This window comes from Mahella australiensis 50-1 BON, assembly GCF_000213255.1.
Lineage (GTDB): Bacteria > Bacillota > Clostridia > Mahellales > Mahellaceae > Mahella > Mahella australiensis.
In genome coordinates this window covers 124697-142770 of sequence record NC_015520.1, presented here as the reverse complement: position 1 = coordinate 142770, position 18074 = coordinate 124697, and the positions used below count along the sequence as shown (strand labels likewise).

Below are 18074 nucleotides of genomic sequence, written 5' to 3'. Positions count from 1 at the left end.
TTTTTATAGAAAAATATATAATTTTATAAAAAGAGATATACAATTTTATAACTCGATGGGCTTTTTTATCGATAACATCTCTCTGTAATGTCCTGGTGTCACACCTTCATATTTTTTGAATACACGTATAAAAGCTGCATCATTAGCATATCCCAATATTTCAGCTATATCATTCAGCTTTAAGCGCGGATCGATTAATAACTCTTTTGCCTTCTCTATTCGGAATCGATTTATATAGTCTGCAATACCTATGCCCATTTGCTTTTTAAAAAGATGCGATATATAGGCAACTGTCATATTAAAATTTTGTGCTATATCTGTAAGGCATATATCGCGGTTTGTATAATTATCGTTGATATATGCCAGTATATCTTTGCACAATTTCTGATTGGGGCTTTCCCTATATTGATTTATAAGTGAACAAATATTACCATATATAGATAATATTTCGTCCCTTGCATGGCAAATGGTTCCTTGAGTAAAGTTCTTACAAACTATATCTTCACAGTCTATATGCATTTCATTGGCAACCTTCATGGCTGTAGCTACCATATCGAAAAACAAGCACTTCATAATTTCGATAGATATTTTACCGCACTCTGAATTCCGGCTGAATATATCATTTACTGCACGCTCAACTTTATTTATATCGCCTGCTTTCATATAATTCATCAACCTTAGTTCTTCATCTGTAGGATAATAATAACCCCTATGCTCATTTTCCGATAAATCGCCATAAGTTATAACCTTCCGACCCAAGCCTTTATATCCTGCCATTTCCTTTGCTTCAATAAAACTCTCTTTTATACCAGTAAAATCTTGGTAAGTTCCGCCTACACAGAAAGTCATAATTACGCCGTAATCGCGTTCCATAATCATCTGGATGTCTTGAATAAGTTGCACTATACTATCATTGATATTATCTTCAGCTATATTGAACAGAAATATGTACTCGTCATCTTCTCCTTCAACCATATTTACAATAACATCCAGGCCATTATTCGCTACAAAATCATTTATCAAATCGAGTATTGCAATATTGTATTTTATACGCTGATCTTCAGATAACCTTTGCATATTATATGGATAGTAATCATCTATATAAGCCAATGTTACTGAATAAAACTTATAAGGCAAATTTATGTTCAAAAACTCTATAGTCTCCTTCATACCGATGTCATCTTTCATTATGCCGCCACGTATCAGCTTGGACAAAAAAGTGCTGCGCAATACGGGCTTTTGTTTGGCAAGCTCTTGTTCAATCCGTTCACTGGCATATATGGCTTCATCCAGCGCTTTGCCTATGAATTCGTATTCGTTTCCTATTTGTTTGGGCAATATGCCCATCTTGTCTGACAACTTATTCAAAATACGTTTTAGTGGATTATATTCTCTACATGTCATAAAGTACGCCATAGAAAATCCCGTTATAAGCGATAATACAAATATAGCCACGGTTAGATTCCTTATATACTGCGCTCGCTCCATGAAGGCTTGTTTCGGAATTATGGTGATATATTTCCATCCGCTGTGCTCTGATACCGTATAAGCGATCATGCTGTCTATACCTAAAATGTTTTGATAAAAATAACCCCTCTCAAAAATCATTTTAGCAGAAACCTTATCGATATCCTTATATTGAATGTTTGCATCTCCCATTTTAGCTATTATGCTGTTATTGTTGTCCAAGATCAAGGTAGTACCGTTATCCAAGACATCAACATTTACCAATAATTTTTTCAGTTTTTGCTCATCTATAATCATACCTATAGAAGCCTTTACTTCCGATTCGAATTGGGCATTTAACGGGAGCGAGTGGAAAGCCAATATCATTCTTCCGTTGCTGCTCTTTTCATCGCCATAGCCAAGGGACGTATACGATTTATAATTATAATGAGAAAGGTGCTCTATCCATTTATCGTAACTCATATCTGTACAATCAAGACCAGCTTGTTCATAAAAGAAATGCGGCTCATATATGCCACTATCTTTCAACACTATATCGCTGCCTTTAAAATAGATATACAACTCATCTATAAAAGGATTGGTATTTTTATAACGAGCAATCTCGTCTATAACATTAAGCATTTCATAGCGTTTTTTGTCATCTAATGGAGCATTCTTGTAAATAAAATTCTGTATCCTGCTATTAAGAGATATATCGGTCATGAGTTTTTCGATCAAATCCAATTGAGTATCTATGATATTCATTGCCTGCCCCAATGCAGCCATATTATATTGTTCAGCATCCTCCTTCGCCACTCTGACTGCTTGGGAATAGCCTATCATTCCCATGATCAACGGTATAAGCAGTATAAGTATGTACGAAAGTAAAATAGTCTTAAAAATACTCTTATTCGTTCCCCTTTTACACATACTAAATGCCTCCCCCCAATGATATCGTTTGCATAAACGTGATAAAACATATCGCTATGAGAAATTATAACAAATCCTCATATCAAAATCAATAAGACGTTTTGCACTTGTTATTATTCTATGATATTGTCATAGTAAAATTATTCTGCGATAATGTCATTATGAGGAGAGAGGAACAGTATTGTATGACAGAGAGCGAAATGCAAAAACTTGTTGTTATTAATAAAGTCATCGATGGGACGTTAACCGCAAGTGAAGCTGCGCAGGTTTTAGACCTCAGTGTTCGTCAAATATTTAGACTTAAGAAGGGGGTTAAAGAACAAGGTGCGTCTTTCGTTATTCATAAGAACAGAGGCCGTAAACCTGCTAATGCTTTAAGCGATGAGCTAGTAAACCATATCCTCACTTTGAGGAAGGAAAAGTATTTTGATACGAATTTCTCTCATTTTAGAGATTTGCTTGAGGATGATAAGGGTATTATTCTTAGTAATTCCTCGGTTTATAGAATCCTTGATAATGCCGGTATTCAAAGCCCTAGAAAGCATAGACGCCCTCGTAAGATTCATGCTAGAAGGGAACGTATGCCTCAGGCTGGCATGTTGGTGCAAATCGATTGCACCTCTTTTGAATGGATTCCTTCTGTAGGTAATATGGCTCTCCACGGTGCCATAGACGATGCCACCGGTCAGGTCCTCGCGCTCTATTTTACTGAAAACGAGTGCATGAATGGCTATTTTGAGCTCATGCGTACCATCATTGGCCAATATGGTATCCCTATATCTCTATATGCCGATAAGCATACTATATTTGCTTCTCCTAATAAGGGTAAAATCTCTATCGAGGAGCAGCTTGAGGGTAAAGTGGTAAATGAAACCCAGTTCCAAATGGCTATGAGTACATTGGGTATATCTATCATTAATGCCAGGTCCCCTCAGGCTAAGGGCCGCGTAGAGAGGCTATGGAATACTTTGCAGGATAGGCTCAGGGCAGAATTGAGGATTTATGGCATTGATTCTATGGAAAAGGCCAATGAGTTTTTGCCTAAGTTCCTGGAGAGATATAATAAAAGGTTCGCCATAGAGCCTCAAGATCCCGAGCCTGCTTTTAGAGAATTACCGCCGGATATCGACTTAGATAATATACTTTGTGTTAAGTTATCTAGAAAAGTTGATAATGGCGGCGTATTTTCTCTACACAGCCAATATTATCAAGTTGTATGTGATGATGGCAAAACCGTTGCACCTATCGTTCCTAGAGCTAAGATAACGGTTCTTACCAGCCCTAGGATAGGTATACGGGTGCAGTATGGCAATAATATATATGCTGTGAAAAAGCTCGATGAACCGCCTAAGAAAGCTCAGAAAGCTAATAAGGCAAGTTCATCGAGCACAGCTAAGCCTTATAAGCCTTCTCCCACTCATCCTTGGAAACAAGGTTGGCAGAAGGCGCCATCATATTGGTATGAGGAATCAGACAGAGAGATTTTAGAGGCTCTGTATAATTCCTCACGCGCCTGGCACTAGCCAGTATTAAGGCTTACAGCCTAATTATATAATAGCTGCGAAATGAACGTGCGTCAAGGGCAAGCGGAGCTTGTTTATTTTACCCTTTACGCACGGGAATGGAGCAGCTAGAATTTAGCAAAGCAGTAAGCCTTAAGATAGTATTATCTTTTTTGCTCATCTGGTGGTAATATATGTTCTCATATCATATTAATGTAAGTTGCTAAAGTTATATAACCAGCTTACTGTAATATAATCTATATTTAATGTTCCAATTATAGTAAATCCATACATCGCTATGAAATTTTCGTTGAATAAATATCAGCCATTTACTATGACATTTTCGCTGACTATTGACATAAGACGTTTTGCACTTTGCACGGTTTTTTAAACATTTGGATCGGTTTATTATATTTTAGAGTATTATAATAACTGCTATAATGAATTTATCACAAAACATCAAAAGGAGGATGAAATCATGAAGAAATGGTCGGTTCTGTTGATGGCAATAGCCCTGATGATATCGTTTGCATTGTTTGCTTGCAGTAATGCTGATGATATGTCATCTAAAGGCAACGATTCTGCAGGTACAGGAACAACTGACACACCTCAAAGTGGCAATAATGAAAAGGTCACTATGCGTATTACCTGGTGGGGCTCTCAGACACGACATGACCAAACATTAAAGGTCCTAGAAATGTTTCAGCAAAAATATCCGAATATAACCTTTGAGCCCGAATTTACAGCCTGGGACGGTTATTGGGAAAAGATCGCGGCCGAAGCTGCGGCAGGCAGCTTACCCGATATTTGGCAGCAGGATTATCAATATATATCACAATACGCAAATAAGAATTTATTGTTAGACCTACAGCCGTATGTGGATAAAGGCAAACTCAACCTTTCTGATGTCGATCAAAACAGTATAGCCGGCGGAATAATAAACGACAAATTGTACGGCATTAATCTGGGCAACAATTCACTATGCATGATCTATGACCCCGAAATATTTAAACAGGCTGGAGTAGCTGAACCAACTCCGGACCTAACATGGGAGGATTATGTAAATACCGTTAAAACCATTTATGAAAAGACCGGGCTTTATGGCGATGAAAATATCCCAGGCAATTATTTTCATGGATTAAACCATTATATACGCCAGCACGGCCCTGAGTATGAGCTCTATTCAGAAGACGGTACAAAGCTGGGCTATGACAACGATAAATGGTTTGAAGAATTTTTCAACATAGAGCTGGATTTAATCAAAGCGGGGGCTATACCTTTACCTGAAGTAAGAAACGAGATAAAAACACCGGAAGACAGTTTATTAGTCTCCAAAAAATCCGCTATGATAGGTGCTATAAACAGCAATCAGATAGTAGCAGTTGCCACTGCTGCCGGACGCCCCTTAAGAATGACCTTATTGCCTAAAGCAAAGGATCAGGTAAGAGAAGGGCAGTATATAAAGCCGTCTATGTTCTTCTCGGTTACCCAATATACAAAGTATCCTGATCAAGCAGTGGAATTCGTAAATTACTTTATAAACGATATAGAAGCCAATAAAGTAATGATGGCAGAACGCGGCGTTCCTATTTCTGCCAAAGTAAGGGAGGCGTTAAAACCCTCTTTGCCGGACGCGCAAAAGCAGATGTTCGATTATGTTGATCTTGTAATCGAAAATTCTTCGCCTATAGGCCCGCCACAACCAGCAGGCCATGCGGAGATAGACAAACTATTAAAAACCTTAGAAGAACAGATATGTTATGAACAAATAACACCGGCAGCGGCTGCTGCAAAGTTCAGAGAAGAGGCAACCAAGATTCTGTCTCAAAACGCTCAATAATGAGGTCTTCCGTTGCAAAGCGCCGTCGCTTTGCAACGGTTTTTTAACACACATAAAGGGAGGCAAATATTATGGTGAACATTCAAACCGTAAAAAATAAAAGAAAGAGCATAAATAAAAGCGATTATAATAATTTGGCCGGTTATGCCTTCATATCACCCTGGCTTATCGGTTTTATTATATTTACGGTATTTCCGATGTTAATGGCTTTATATTTTTCTTTTACAAAATATGATGTATTATCCACGCCCAAATGGATAGGCTTGGAAAATTATAAAACTATGTTTACTTCAGACGACAGATTCAGACTAGCCCTTGGTGTCACATTCAAATATGTATTCACGGCAATACCTTTAAGGCTTATATTCGCTTTATTCGTCGCAATGCTATTCGTAAAAAACCGCAAATTAGTCCCGTTATACAGGACCGTATACTACCTTCCCTCCATCATAGGAGGCAGCGTAGCCGTAGCCGTCATGTGGCGCCAGTTGTTCGGTGTCAATGGTGCTTTAAATGGTGTATTATCCAGCCTGGGTTTATTGGATAAGCAAATAAGCTGGATAGGTAATCCCAATACCGCTCTATGGACACTGGTTCTACTTGCAGTATGGCAATTCGGATCACCTATGCTCATATTCCTCGCAGGATTGAAACAAATACCATCGAGCTACTATGAATCTGCATCCATCGATGGCGCTAATGGCATACAACAATTTACAAAGATCACCTTGCCCATGTTGACTCCTATAATATTTTTTAATCTGGTAATGCAAATTATAAGCGGCTTTATGGCTTTTACAGAAAGTTACATTATAACCCAGGGTGGGCCGTTTGACAGAACGTTATTCTATGCGCTTTATTTGTTCCAACAAGGCTTCCAGTTCTACAATATGGGCTACGCATGCGCTCTGGCATGGGTGCTATTGTTGATTATGGGTGCTTTTACAGCTATTATATTTAAATCGTCCAATTACTGGGTATATTCCGAGTCGAAAGGAGAATAAAGGCATATGAAATCAATAAAAATACGAAGGATCTCAGGCACAATACTTTACCATGGATTTATATGGATATTCGGCTTCTTTATGATATACCCTATACTTTGGTTAGTAGCAAGCTCCTTTAAGGACGAAGTCGAAATATTTCAAAAATCCTATTCCCTTATACCAAGTTCCTTACAATTCGATAATTACGTTCAAGGATGGAAAGGATTCGGAGGTATAACGTTCGGCACATTCTTCAAAAACTCTTTTGTAATAGTGATATTATCAACCATAGGTCAGGTGGCATCTTCAGCTTTAGTTGCTTACGGCTTCGCTCGGATTAAATTCGTTGGGCAAAAGGTTTTATTCGGATGCATGATAGTAACAATGCTGCTGCCATCTCAAGTCTTGATGATCCCTCAGTATATATTGTTCAGTAAGTTAGGCTGGGTTAACTCATTCAAGCCTTTGGTCGTGCCATCGTATTTCGGCTATCCGTTTTTTATATTCTTGATGATGCAATTTATGGAGGGCATACCAAGAGAACTGGATGAGGCTGCAAGGATCGACGGATGTAATCAATGGGGCATATTCTTCCGTATATTACTGCCTTTAATAAGACCGGCAATGATTACATCTGCTATATTCTCTTTTTATTGGAAATGGCAGGACTTTTTTGGACCATTGTTGTATATAAAGAAGCCCAATCTTTATCCCGTGTCGCTGGCACTTAAGCTGTTCTCCGATCCTGCCGCCGTCACGGATTGGGGTGCTATGTTTGCCATGTCCACCTTATCGCTGGTCCCGGTGTTCATAATTTTTGTCATGTGCCAAAAATATATAGTAGAAGGCATAAGCACTACCGGTTTGAAAGGATGAATGTCCGTGCCTTATTCGGGATAATAGAGAGCCCGAATAAGGCATTCACCCTGTTTATGTATTACTCCACCGTGGTTCCTTGCTTGACTCTGAAGGCGTAAAAAAGATATAATGTCAACAAAAGCGAGGTAGATAAATATGAGGAGATTATTTTTAAACCTAAAAATAAAAGAAAGATTGTTTTTGATATTATTCCTCACATCCATAATTATAAGCGGTACCAGTTTATCTGCCTTTCAGTTTTCACTTTCCAGTTATGATAATATATTACAGCAAGAGATAAAAGATGTATTGACCTTATCCTCCAATATAGCCGAAGCAAAGGTAAAGGAAATTGATGAGATTTCTTTTAAAATAGTCACGGATAAAACGGTACAGGACTCCCTTAAAATCGTGAAATCCACAAGTTCACCATCATATAAGCGTTATGCAGCAATCGATCAATTGGAGGATATCATCTTACCATGGTCTCAATACAGAAACTACATTGCATCCATAAGCATTATAGATAGCGCAAATAAGCAATATTCATGGGGCAGAACAAGCAAAGCGATCAGAGATGCTGATGAAATCATTTCTCTGCGAAACAACGCTTACGATAACAAGGGTAAGGCCGCATGGGTTGAACCAGCAGGGGACAATAACTTTATAACAGTCGTAAGGAACATACGTTGTATGCAAAATCTTACATTCGAAAGTCTCGGTACTTTAGTGCTTAGAATCTATCCGGCAAAGTTATTTGAAGAAAACCAACTGCTGCATAGCAAATATTTTGCGAATATGTATGTGTTATCAAGCGATAATATAACTATTTATCAATCTAATAAACAACCTTATACCCCAAATAGGTTTGCCAAACTAAATGCCGATAGTAGTTACTATATTGAAGATACAGGAAATGGAAAATTAATAATAAGTCATATAACATCGCCTTATACCGGATGGAAATTCATTATTGCCATACCTTACAATATCATCTATGGCAAAATCATTGCCACAAGAGATATAATGCTCGCAGTATGCTTATGTGCGTTCGGCGCCGCCATATTTTTAGGGATGATGCTGTATAAAGGCATAACAGTCCCTGTGAGCCAATTAACCGAGCAAATGAAAGCATTGGAACAAGGTAATTTTGAGATAACCGGTGAGATGAATATAACAGCCGGCCAAAACCGGTTAGATGAGATAGGCAAACTCCAGCAAGATTTTTACCTAATGGTTAAAAGAATAAATGATCTTATAAAGGAAAATTACTTAAAGCATATAACCATGCAAGAAGCAGAGCTTAAAGCTTTGCAAGCCCAGATCAATCCCCATTTTCTTTACAATACACTAGAGTCTATCAATTGGATGGCAAAAATAAACAAACAAGAACCTATAGCTATTATGGCAAAATCGTTGGGTAATTTATTGAGAAATTCCATCGACACACATAACCTATTGGTGCCTTTAAAAGAGGAATTAGCTATTTTAAAAGATTATTTAACTATACAAAGTTACCGATATGAAGAACGCCTTAGCGTTTCTATAGATATACCAGATCAATACCTCAATGCAATGATACCCAAACTTTCTCTGCAGCCCTTAATTGAAAATTCCATACAGCATGGTTTGGAGAAACTGGAGGGTGCATGCCAAATAACCGTGTCGGCAACAGAATCAAAAGATCGTTTATGCATTACAGTAAGCGATAATGGCCCCGGTATATCCGAACAGCGCCTTGAAAAGCTGAATAATAACGAGATCAATCCAAGTGGAAACAGCATAGGTATCAAAAATATAGACGAACGGCTTAAGATAGTTTTTGGTTCTGAATATGGTTTAAAAATAGAAAGTACCATCGGATACGGAACGCAAGTTCATATGTTAGTTCCATATAAGGGAGATGAAGAGGTTGTACAAAGCATTGCTGGTCGATGATGAACGCTTGATCCGCGAAGGTATCTCGGCCATAGTAGACTGGGCTTCTCTTAATATACGTATCGATACCGCGGCAAGCGGAATAGAAGCATGGGAAAAAATAACCGGAGATGTTCCTGACATCGTCATAACAGATATTAAAATGCCTGGAATGAACGGTTTGGAGCTTATAGATAAGGTAAAAAATCACTATCCTACAATCTATTTCGTAATACTTTCCGCCTACGGGGAATTCGACTTTGCTAATAAGGCCATGAAATACGGTATAAAACACTATATATTGAAACCCTGCAATGAAGATGAAATATTGGATGTCATGAAAAATGTTATAAATGATATAGAAAATCAGAGAGAAGTAGAATTCATATTATCTCGGGTAAATAAAGATAATATCCCAAAAAAAGATATCGCAATTCAAGATATTGATAGATATATAACAAATTATAAAAATACCAGCTCGCTGGTTAAAGATGCCTTAAAAATTATAGCTTATAACATCGGTAACGAGCAATTCTCTCTTACTTATCTCGCTGAGCAGGTTTTGTATGTAAATCCAGATTATTTAGGTAAATTATTCAAAAAGGAAGTAGGGGAAAACTTTTCCTACTTCCTTGCCAGAATACGCATTGAACAAGCCAAAAAAATTATGCTCAGTGAACCCAATGCTTCTATAAATGACATTGCACGCAGAGCAGGCTTTGGCAATAATCCTCAATATTTCAGCCAGGTCTTTAAAAAATTCACCAATATGACGCCTTCGGAGTATAAAAAACCCATGAAAACATCATAATTTTAAATAAAGAGGCAGCTATAACAAATCCTCCTAATGAATGGTTTTAATCACATCGCTCCCGCAAATGAACTTGCCATCTGACAATCTAGCTTTTACGCTTACAGCTAAAGCACCGTCTTTATTAGCTATAGCTTCAATCATATCTATCCTGTTAATCTTAATCTTAAATTTATTGTTCTTATATTCTATATTGTTACAGTCATTTAAAGTTTTACCGTTTATTTCAAATATTAATTCATCTATATTGGGACATGTTAACCTACCATAGCCGTTAAGATCCATCTCTATGGTTATAGACGTTCCTTTGCTCTTTAAGTTTAAAACATCCGGATGTATATTTACGTCAGCGTATAATACATTATTGAGCGTATATATGTTCGGCACTGGTAGGCTCTGCATATCACCACCTAAATAAAAGCCTGTATGCGGCGGTTGGTTATAAGCAACATTTTGCCAAACGATACCCAGCCTGTATACCGGATCATGCATTAAGGTATATATGCGATGCTCGGTCAAAGATGTTGTAGTGTATATGCGCAAGGCACTATTATCAGCTGTTCTCCAAATAACCTCTTCTCTCCAATCGCCAAATATATCTGCCTGTAAACATGGATTGGCCTTTGTACCGTTGTTTGATGCACATCCATCTGCTGTAAACAAATTAATAATTTGTCCATCACTATATTTGCTTACAGAAATATTATCCAACAGTTCTCGCTGAAGGTCACCATCCCACCATATAGCAAAGTTTATCGACGGTGTAGTATCGCTTATCTTACGGCCTTTACAATCGTATAAGCCTACTCCGGCTGCAGCCCACATCTCACAGCCTTTATAAGCCGGATCTACATCAGCAGCCAAAGCCCTGCCGCAGTCTTTAGATGTAGTGGCCCTAAACAATATTTCGCCGGTGGCGGCATCACGTAAGCTAGCGCCCGCACCTGTGCTTACGCTCTCATGGCACTGCCATACCTCTAAACCCGGTCTGTCGGGGTCTATATCAGTAACATGCATAGCATCGCCATGCCCTAGCCCTGTTGTATATAGCCCCGTGCCATCATCATCAATGGCACAAGCGCCGTAGATTATCTCATCCCTTCCGTCTCCATCAACATCAGCTACACTCAAGTTATGATTACCTTGGCCTGCATATCCTTGGTTGCCGTCTGTATTGCTATCAAAAGTCCATACCTTAGATAATGAACCATTCCTCCAATTATACGCTACCAGCACCGTTCTAGTATAATAACCTCTACACATAACGAGGCTCGGCCTTTGTCCATCCAGATAAGCCACACAGGCTAAGAAACGATCTACCCGGTTACCGTAGTTATCGCCCCATGATGAAACATCCCCTCTTGCCGGTTCATAAGGAACGGTAACCAGTTCACGGCCGGTGGTCCCTTCGAATATACTTAGATATTCCGGACCCTCAAGTATTCGGCCAGCAGAATTACGATAATCTGCCTCCGCATTCCCTATCACTTTACCCTTACCATCTATAGTACCGTCGGCAGTTTTGCATGCAATTTCCGCTTTGCCATCTCCGTCAAGATCATATACCATAAATTGAGTATAATGAGCTCCCGCACGAATATTTTTGCCGAGATCAATGCGCCATAAAAATGTACCGTCCAGCTTATAAGCATCGATATAAACGTTACCCGTATATCCATCATGTGAATTGTCTTTAGCATTAGTAGGATCCCACTTCAGCACGACCTCATATTGACCATCTCCGTCCAAGTCGCCAACACTACAATCGTTAGCATTATACGTATAATTCACACCATCAGGTGTAACACCGCCCGACGGTCTCATCAAGGGGATGTCAAGATAATTGTTCTTCCATGGTGTTACAGTACTAGACGGCGCTTGTTCTATATTATCCAGCACCGGTCTTATATAATAAGTATCATTAACGGTACCGCCAGTGTCAAAATAGTTAGTGCTAGTGTGAATAGGCGAATTATTAATCTTAATGCCATTGCGGTAAATATTAAAAGATATATCGGCAGGATCAGTAGCAAACATACGCCAGCTTAGAAAAACTCCGCCTTGTGAAACTGCAGCGACAAGCCCTCTATCAAGAGCTTCCATCTGCCGCTTCGAATAGGAAGCAGCTTGACCTCTACTCTGCTGCGGTACATATACTATATTAAATATTAAAGCTACCACTACTATTACTATAAATTTTTTAAATATTTTATCAAACATTTTACTTTATACTCCCTTTCTTTAATTATGCAATGATAGCTATTATACTCGGTTAGCTGAGTATAATAGCTATTCACATTGCTACTGACTGATAGTAGTTGAGTTAGATGTATTATCCATTGTCGGCATACTATCTTTATATTTTTCGTACAACTCATTGACTTCTTGGATAAGTTTATCTCCCCCAGTATTGCGCCACTGTTCAACAGCATTTTTAAAACCATTTTCATCTATTTGCCCAGCTATAAACTTTACCCTGGCATCTTCTATAATATTGTCTAATTGCTGACCTTTCTTTGCATAGGTATCAGTTTGCGAGACAAATGGTTCCACAGGATTGGGAACTATTATCTTCTCATTCTCTTTCATGGTCTGACTCGCCTTTTTCCTAAGCTCACTTTGCGCACGCGGCATCGCATTTTCAGGAGGTATATACGTTAGCAATTGATTGGTACCATGAACCTCACGGGCTATATCAGCCGGAAGATCAGTTATAGGTTCTATCTCACCATTCACCAGCTTGTAATGTCGATCTTTTATGCCCCATCCCAGTAAATCTTGCATTTCCTTATCGCCTAATTTATCCAAAAATGCAATAACCTTCTTTAAATCATCCTCGGTCTTTACACTCTTAGAAACAAGGTACATGCCCGAATAACCGGAAGTCGGCAGATTCCTGAGTCCCTTCGGCCCTTCCACAGCTCCAATAACGTCTACGACCGCACTTATACCGGCCTTCTTAAATTGGTCCTCCCATCGCCCTGCATCATCTAGTACATCTACCTTTACGCCAGCTTTTTCAGCGTAAATCGGATCATTCCATTTACCGGGATCAACAGCAGCAAAATCTTGATTAATCAGTTTCTCATCATACATCTTTTTCCAGAACTTTAAGCAGTCCATGTATTCATCAGTAGTAAAAGATGGCACTAACCGGCCACTTCCGTCATCCCCCCATTCATTAGGCGCTCCAAACCACGTGAGCATAATCTTAAACGGTCCATTATACTTTGTCACTACCATACCGTAAGTATCCTGCTTGGCATCTTTGTCCGGATCATCATAGGTAAATGCTTTCAACATGTTATAAAAATCATCTATAGTCTTAGGAACATCCAAGCCGGTATTATCCAGCCAATCTTTACGATAAACTATGCCATTTCTGCCCAGATCTCGCCCTCTATAGATACCGTATGTTTTGCCATCTATGGACGAATTATAAAGTATAACAGGGTTAGCCTTGCTTAAGTTAGGATAATCTTTTAAGTAAGGCCCCAATTCCCAGAAGGCGCCCGCCCTACATGCACTTATTATGCTTGGAGATTTTGACCCTGCTAATACCACCATAGGTAGACTACCACTCGCTAAAGTGGTATTTAGTTTATCGTCGTACGATGTGGAAGGCACCCAGTTTATATCTACATCTACCCCTGTATATTCTTCCATTGCCTGTATGACCGGGCTATCAGCCGGTGCTGGATCAGCATCGAACGTTTGGGTCATTATAGTAATCTTAAATGGTTTTCCCTCCTGCGCCGTATTCCTGCTAGATGTATCATCTTGCCCACTATTGGTTGTACTCTCATTACCTCCGCAACCAGCCAATAATGAGAGGACCAGAACGGCCACACATATAATCCTAATCCAACGTCTGCTTGATTTGTTTGAAGTCTTCATAATTAATTCCTCCCTTTTATTTTTTAAGGCCATTTGCTAGCAATCACTTAATTATCTCATACTACATCACCCCTTCAAAGAGCCTACAAGTACGCCTTTTACAAAATATTTCTGTAAAAATGGGTACACTAGCAATATTGGAACAGTCCCTACCACTATTACACCCATCTTTAGAGATTCCTCAGGCGGAACAAAGTTTGGGTCAAACTGTGATAAATCAGACATTATACCGGAAGAAAGCAGGACTATATTCCTTAGCATAACTTGTAAAGGCCATTTATTAGAATCATTTATATAAAGTAACGGCCCAAAAAAGTTATTCCAATGTCCTACTCCGTAAAATAAGGTAAAAGTAGCGATGATAGGCATAGACAATGGCAGTATTATTCTTAAAAATATACCTATAGTAGAGCATCCATCTATTTTAGCAGCTTCTTCTAGCTCATTAGGCAATTGTTGAAAAAAATTTCTTACGATGAACAAATTAAATGGGCTAATTGCACCAGGAAGCCATAATGCCCAATAAGTATCCAATAGATGAAGGCTTTTTATAACTATATATGTCGGTATCATACCGCCGCTAAAAAGCATACAGAATATTATGCCATTTATTATCCAATTCTTACCGACTATATTGCTCTTCGATAGCGGATACGCCATGGTAAAAGTAAAGAATAAATTAACCAACGTTCCCACTACCGTAACATAAATAGATACGAATAAACTATGGATTATGCTTTCAGATGCGAATATATACCGATAAGTTTCCAATGTAGGCTTTTTAGGAAATAAGAAAAATGGTCTCGCCGCAATTTCGACATCCGTAGCAAATGAAGCAGCTATGACATATATAAAAGGCAAAATTGTGATTATAGCGCAAAAAGCCAAAAAAGCATAATTAAATATATCAAATACATTGCTACCTAAAGACGTTTTTTTCTTCATTCTTATTGCTCCCTTCCTCCTAGAATAATGAAGTTTCTCCCACTTTTCTGGCAAAATAATTGGCAGCTTCAATTAATATAAGCCCTACCACTGACTTAAATAATCCGACTGCTGTACTGTAACTAAAGGCCCCCTGCGTTATACCCATTACGTAAACATAGGTGTCAAACACATCAGCAACTTCACGATTTAAGGAATTCATCATCAAAAATATTTGTTCAAAGCCTGTATCCAATATGCTGCCCAGTCTTAAAATCAGCATTATCACTATGGTACTGCTTATCGCAGGCAAGGTTATATACCATGTCTGCTGCCATCTTGTGGCGCCATCTACAGTTGCTGCCTCATATAACGTTGGGTCTACACCCGATAATGCAGCTAAAAATATGATAGTACCCCATCCCGTTTCTTTCCAGATAGTCTGCGTTACGATGAGCGGTCTAAACCATTTAGGGTCGGTAAGAAAGGCTATTTTATTGCCTGTAAGCCTAAACAAAATCTCATTTATGACGCCTCCTTCAGTGGTTAAAAGAACATACGTTATACTGGCTATAACCACCCATGATATAAAGTGAGGTACATAGACCATGGTTTGTACTGTGCGCTTAAATGCGGAATTTTTGACTTCATTGAGCAATAATGCCAGAACAATTGGTAATGGGAAAGAAAAAACTAAATTATATAATGATATAAGCAGTGTATTCCTCAACAATTTAAAGAAATCTGGATTGGTAAAAAAATCTCTAAAATGCTCAAATCCAACCCATTCGCTTTTGAGTATTCCTAAATAAGGCTGATAATCTTGAAATGCTATGATGATTCCAAACATAGGCAGATATTTGAAGATGATAAAATATAATAAACCAGGAATCAATAGTATATAAAGCCATGGATCTTTTTTTATCGCAGACCAAGCGCTGGATTTTGGTGGTGTTATAATGGCTGACCCCGAGCCGGATTGTTTAACCAACGTTTCCTTCATAAGCTTCATCTCCCTTTAATCATGACATCGATTGCAAAACGCGTTATATACCTTTTACGGATATGTGTAATTGGATAATATTAAAATGCCAATATATTTCTATGAAGATTTTATAAAAATAATGCTTTGGGTATTCATTGGCTTTTCGCAGTATGTGATAGGTTTGCAATATAAATCCTACCGATGTACATCGGTAGGATTTATATCAATAGTATTATTATTTTACTCCCCAGAGTTCCAGCTTCTCCTGCAGCAGCTTGTTGATCTCATCTGTCACCTTTGGAAGGCCTGCCTTATTCATCTCGCTCAAGTAGTTATCCCATTCTTTATCGAACTGATCTTTGGGTGCCAGTATAGCTTTCGGCACCAAACGCGGCCCTATATCATTGGTCAGTTTGCTGTCTATAGCCGTTATATCGGAATCGCTTATATGATACATCCACACGGCCCCCCACGGTTTAACCGGGAATTCGTTCGGTTTGGGGAAGAGATCCATCCATGTAGTGGCACCATAGCCGGCCAGTACCTCTTTTTCGGTATCAGTATAATTCTTAATGATATCTTCCACTTCGCTGTCGGGCTGTACATAGTTGCCGGTAGAATCCTTTTTACCATTACCCCATTCAGGGAATGGATAAGTATAATTGCCTATACCGGTTTTTTTACTGAAAGATGGATCTGTACGCCTTTGTTCCTCTATCTCCGGCAAGAATACACGCTTGCCATTGCTGTCATACTTCCAATGTACGTTCTCTATACCCCAGTGGGTGAGTACCTGGGCTTCTTCGGTGGACATCCAATCCAAAAATTCCATCGCCCTCTCAGGGTCCTTACACTTGGTAGTAATGGATATGCCCCAGCCTCCTGTATAACCTGGGCTTTGATTCACGCGGCACTTCATGTCGCTCGACAACATGACAGGATACAGACCATGCATGCGATCTTCCATACCAGCTTGTCTCAAAGCCACCTCAGCATCGTTGATCTCCCATTGTGCGTCAGCCATGGCCAACACCCTCCCGGATGCTATCTTAGCCTTATATTGATCGTATTTCTGTGTAAAGCTTTCTGGATCCAGTAAGCCTTCGTTATACATATGGTTAAGCCATTTGAAATACTCTTTCTCTTCTTCTCTGGTCACGTGGCGGACAGCTTGATAAGTATCAGGATTTACATACCATTCCCCATCGTCAGAACCACCGGTAGCCGCCCATGCCGGATTGGTCACCGATATGAGGAATCGCCATCCGTCAGCCAGCAAGGTAAACGGTATGGTGGGCTGACCATTTATTTCAGGGTATTTATGATAATATTCCTTTATGGCGTTTTCGTAATCGGCCAATGTATTTATCTTAGGATATCCCAAATCCTTAACTACTGCATGCTGCAGCCAGAATGCCCCGCCTGGCGTAAGGCTTTCCTGGTATACCGGATACGATCCTACATAATATATATGCGGATCATCCAGACTCCAACGTAATCTGGGAAGATAATCGCCAAAAAGGGCTTTAATGTTTGGCCCATGCTGCTCTATAAGGTCATCTAACTGGAGTATGCCGCCAGCATCTTTTAACAGATAAAGATCGCCTTTAGCAAATACCAGGTCTGGATAATCGCCGCTAGCTGCCATTATAGACAACGTCTGCTTGGGATCGCTGCCAGCTTCATGATTGATATTGAGCGTTACTCCCGTTATTTCTTTTATCTTCTCTGCCACAGGACTTTTGAACTGATCAGCGTTTGGGTTTGCATCAGCGCTATACATAGTAAATGTAATAGGCTCTTTGGCAGCATCTTCACCTCCTGTGGTCTTATCGGATGTTTCTTTAGGCGAAGTCTCATTTGTCTGACCGGTGTCCGATGATTTACCGCATCCGGCAAAAAGCATGAGCGCCATAAACATCACCATCAACAAAGCAACCATTCTTCTCATAACAAAATCCTCTCCTTATTAATGTTA

General features: G+C 39.1%; 12 protein-coding genes. 6 read left to right on the top strand and 6 right to left on the bottom strand.

Annotated elements, in window-relative coordinates; genetic code table 11:
• Positions 1 to 45 precede the first annotated feature (45 nt).
• Positions 46 to 2376: an AraC family transcriptional regulator gene (locus tag MAHAU_RS00655; protein WP_013779794.1), complete on the bottom strand. Its 2331-nt coding sequence runs from the start codon at positions 2374 to 2376 to the stop codon at positions 46 to 48.
• A 185-nt stretch (positions 2377 to 2561) separates the two neighbouring features.
• Between MAHAU_RS00655 and MAHAU_RS00650 the strand changes: the two genes are divergently transcribed.
• The 6 genes from MAHAU_RS00650 (at position 2562) to MAHAU_RS00625 (ending at position 10290) form a co-directional block, all read left to right on the top strand.
• On the top strand, positions 2562 to 3899 hold the full coding sequence (locus MAHAU_RS00650) for an ISNCY family transposase (RefSeq protein WP_013779793.1): 1338 nt from the start codon (positions 2562 to 2564) through the stop codon (positions 3897 to 3899).
• Positions 3900 to 4356: 457 nt separating this feature from the next.
• On the top strand, positions 4357 to 5718 hold the full coding sequence (locus tag MAHAU_RS00645; RefSeq protein WP_013779792.1) for an ABC transporter substrate-binding protein: 1362 nt from the start codon (positions 4357 to 4359) through the stop codon (positions 5716 to 5718).
• Positions 5719 to 5789: 71 nt separating this feature from the next.
• A complete protein-coding gene (locus MAHAU_RS00640; RefSeq protein ID WP_013779791.1) occupies positions 5790 to 6722 on the top strand; it encodes a carbohydrate ABC transporter permease in 933 nt (310 codons plus the stop codon).
• A 6-nt stretch (positions 6723 to 6728) separates the two neighbouring features.
• A complete protein-coding gene (locus MAHAU_RS00635) occupies positions 6729 to 7580 on the top strand; it encodes a carbohydrate ABC transporter permease (RefSeq protein ID WP_013779790.1) in 852 nt (283 codons plus the stop codon).
• A 138-nt stretch (positions 7581 to 7718) separates the two neighbouring features.
• A complete protein-coding gene (locus MAHAU_RS00630) occupies positions 7719 to 9500 on the top strand; it encodes a sensor histidine kinase (RefSeq protein ID WP_013779789.1) in 1782 nt (593 codons plus the stop codon).
• Entirely contained in the window at positions 9475 to 10290 is an 816-nt protein-coding gene (locus tag MAHAU_RS00625) for a response regulator transcription factor (protein WP_013779788.1), read from the top strand. The genes MAHAU_RS00630 and MAHAU_RS00625 overlap by 26 nt, the downstream gene beginning before the upstream one ends.
• 33 nt (positions 10291 to 10323) lie before the next feature.
• Here MAHAU_RS00625 and MAHAU_RS00620 read toward each other — a convergent pair whose 3' ends face one another.
• The 5 genes from MAHAU_RS00620 to MAHAU_RS00600 all read right to left on the bottom strand — a co-directional run bounded on the left by MAHAU_RS00620 (position 10324) and on the right by MAHAU_RS00600 (position 18047).
• Positions 10324 to 12510 (bottom strand): rhamnogalacturonan lyase, encoded by a 2187-nt coding sequence (locus MAHAU_RS00620; protein ID WP_013779787.1) that lies wholly within the window; start codon positions 12508 to 12510, stop codon positions 10324 to 10326.
• 81 nt (positions 12511 to 12591) lie between these two features.
• The gene (locus tag MAHAU_RS00615; protein WP_013779786.1) at positions 12592 to 14187 is read right to left on the bottom strand and encodes an extracellular solute-binding protein; all 1596 of its coding nucleotides are present in this window, start codon (positions 14185 to 14187) and stop codon (positions 12592 to 12594) included.
• Between the two features lie 66 nt (positions 14188 to 14253).
• The gene (locus MAHAU_RS00610) at positions 14254 to 15132 is read right to left on the bottom strand and encodes a carbohydrate ABC transporter permease (protein WP_013779785.1); all 879 of its coding nucleotides are present in this window, start codon (positions 15130 to 15132) and stop codon (positions 14254 to 14256) included.
• A 19-nt stretch (positions 15133 to 15151) separates the two neighbouring features.
• A complete protein-coding gene (locus MAHAU_RS00605; RefSeq protein ID WP_013779784.1) occupies positions 15152 to 16114 on the bottom strand; it encodes an ABC transporter permease in 963 nt (320 codons plus the stop codon).
• Positions 16115 to 16331: 217 nt separating this feature from the next.
• Positions 16332 to 18047 (bottom strand): ABC transporter substrate-binding protein, encoded by a 1716-nt coding sequence (locus MAHAU_RS00600; protein ID WP_013779783.1) that lies wholly within the window; start codon positions 18045 to 18047, stop codon positions 16332 to 16334.
• Positions 18048 to 18074 lie beyond the last annotated feature (27 nt).

Bases quoted from the DNA above. Each gene is read 5' to 3' on its own strand.
- MAHAU_RS00655 (WP_013779794.1), bottom strand. From the start codon at position 2,376: ATGTGTAAAAGGGGAACGAATAAGAGTATTTTTAAGACTATTTTACTT.
- MAHAU_RS00650 (WP_013779793.1), top strand. From the start codon at position 2,562: ATGACAGAGAGCGAAATGCAAAAACTTGTTGTTATTAATAAAGTCATC.
- MAHAU_RS00645 (WP_013779792.1), top strand. From the start codon at position 4,357: ATGAAGAAATGGTCGGTTCTGTTGATGGCAATAGCCCTGATGATATCG.
- MAHAU_RS00640 (WP_013779791.1), top strand. From the start codon at position 5,790: ATGGTGAACATTCAAACCGTAAAAAATAAAAGAAAGAGCATAAATAAA.
- MAHAU_RS00635 (WP_013779790.1), top strand. From the start codon at position 6,729: ATGAAATCAATAAAAATACGAAGGATCTCAGGCACAATACTTTACCAT.
- MAHAU_RS00630 (WP_013779789.1), top strand. From the start codon at position 7,719: ATGAGGAGATTATTTTTAAACCTAAAAATAAAAGAAAGATTGTTTTTG.
- MAHAU_RS00620 (WP_013779787.1), bottom strand. From the start codon at position 12,510: ATGTTTGATAAAATATTTAAAAAATTTATAGTAATAGTAGTGGTAGCT.
- MAHAU_RS00615 (WP_013779786.1), bottom strand. From the start codon at position 14,187: ATGAAGACTTCAAACAAATCAAGCAGACGTTGGATTAGGATTATATGT.
- MAHAU_RS00610 (WP_013779785.1), bottom strand. From the start codon at position 15,132: ATGAAGAAAAAAACGTCTTTAGGTAGCAATGTATTTGATATATTTAAT.
- MAHAU_RS00605 (WP_013779784.1), bottom strand. From the start codon at position 16,114: ATGAAGGAAACGTTGGTTAAACAATCCGGCTCGGGGTCAGCCATTATA.
- MAHAU_RS00600 (WP_013779783.1), bottom strand. From the start codon at position 18,047: ATGAGAAGAATGGTTGCTTTGTTGATGGTGATGTTTATGGCGCTCATG.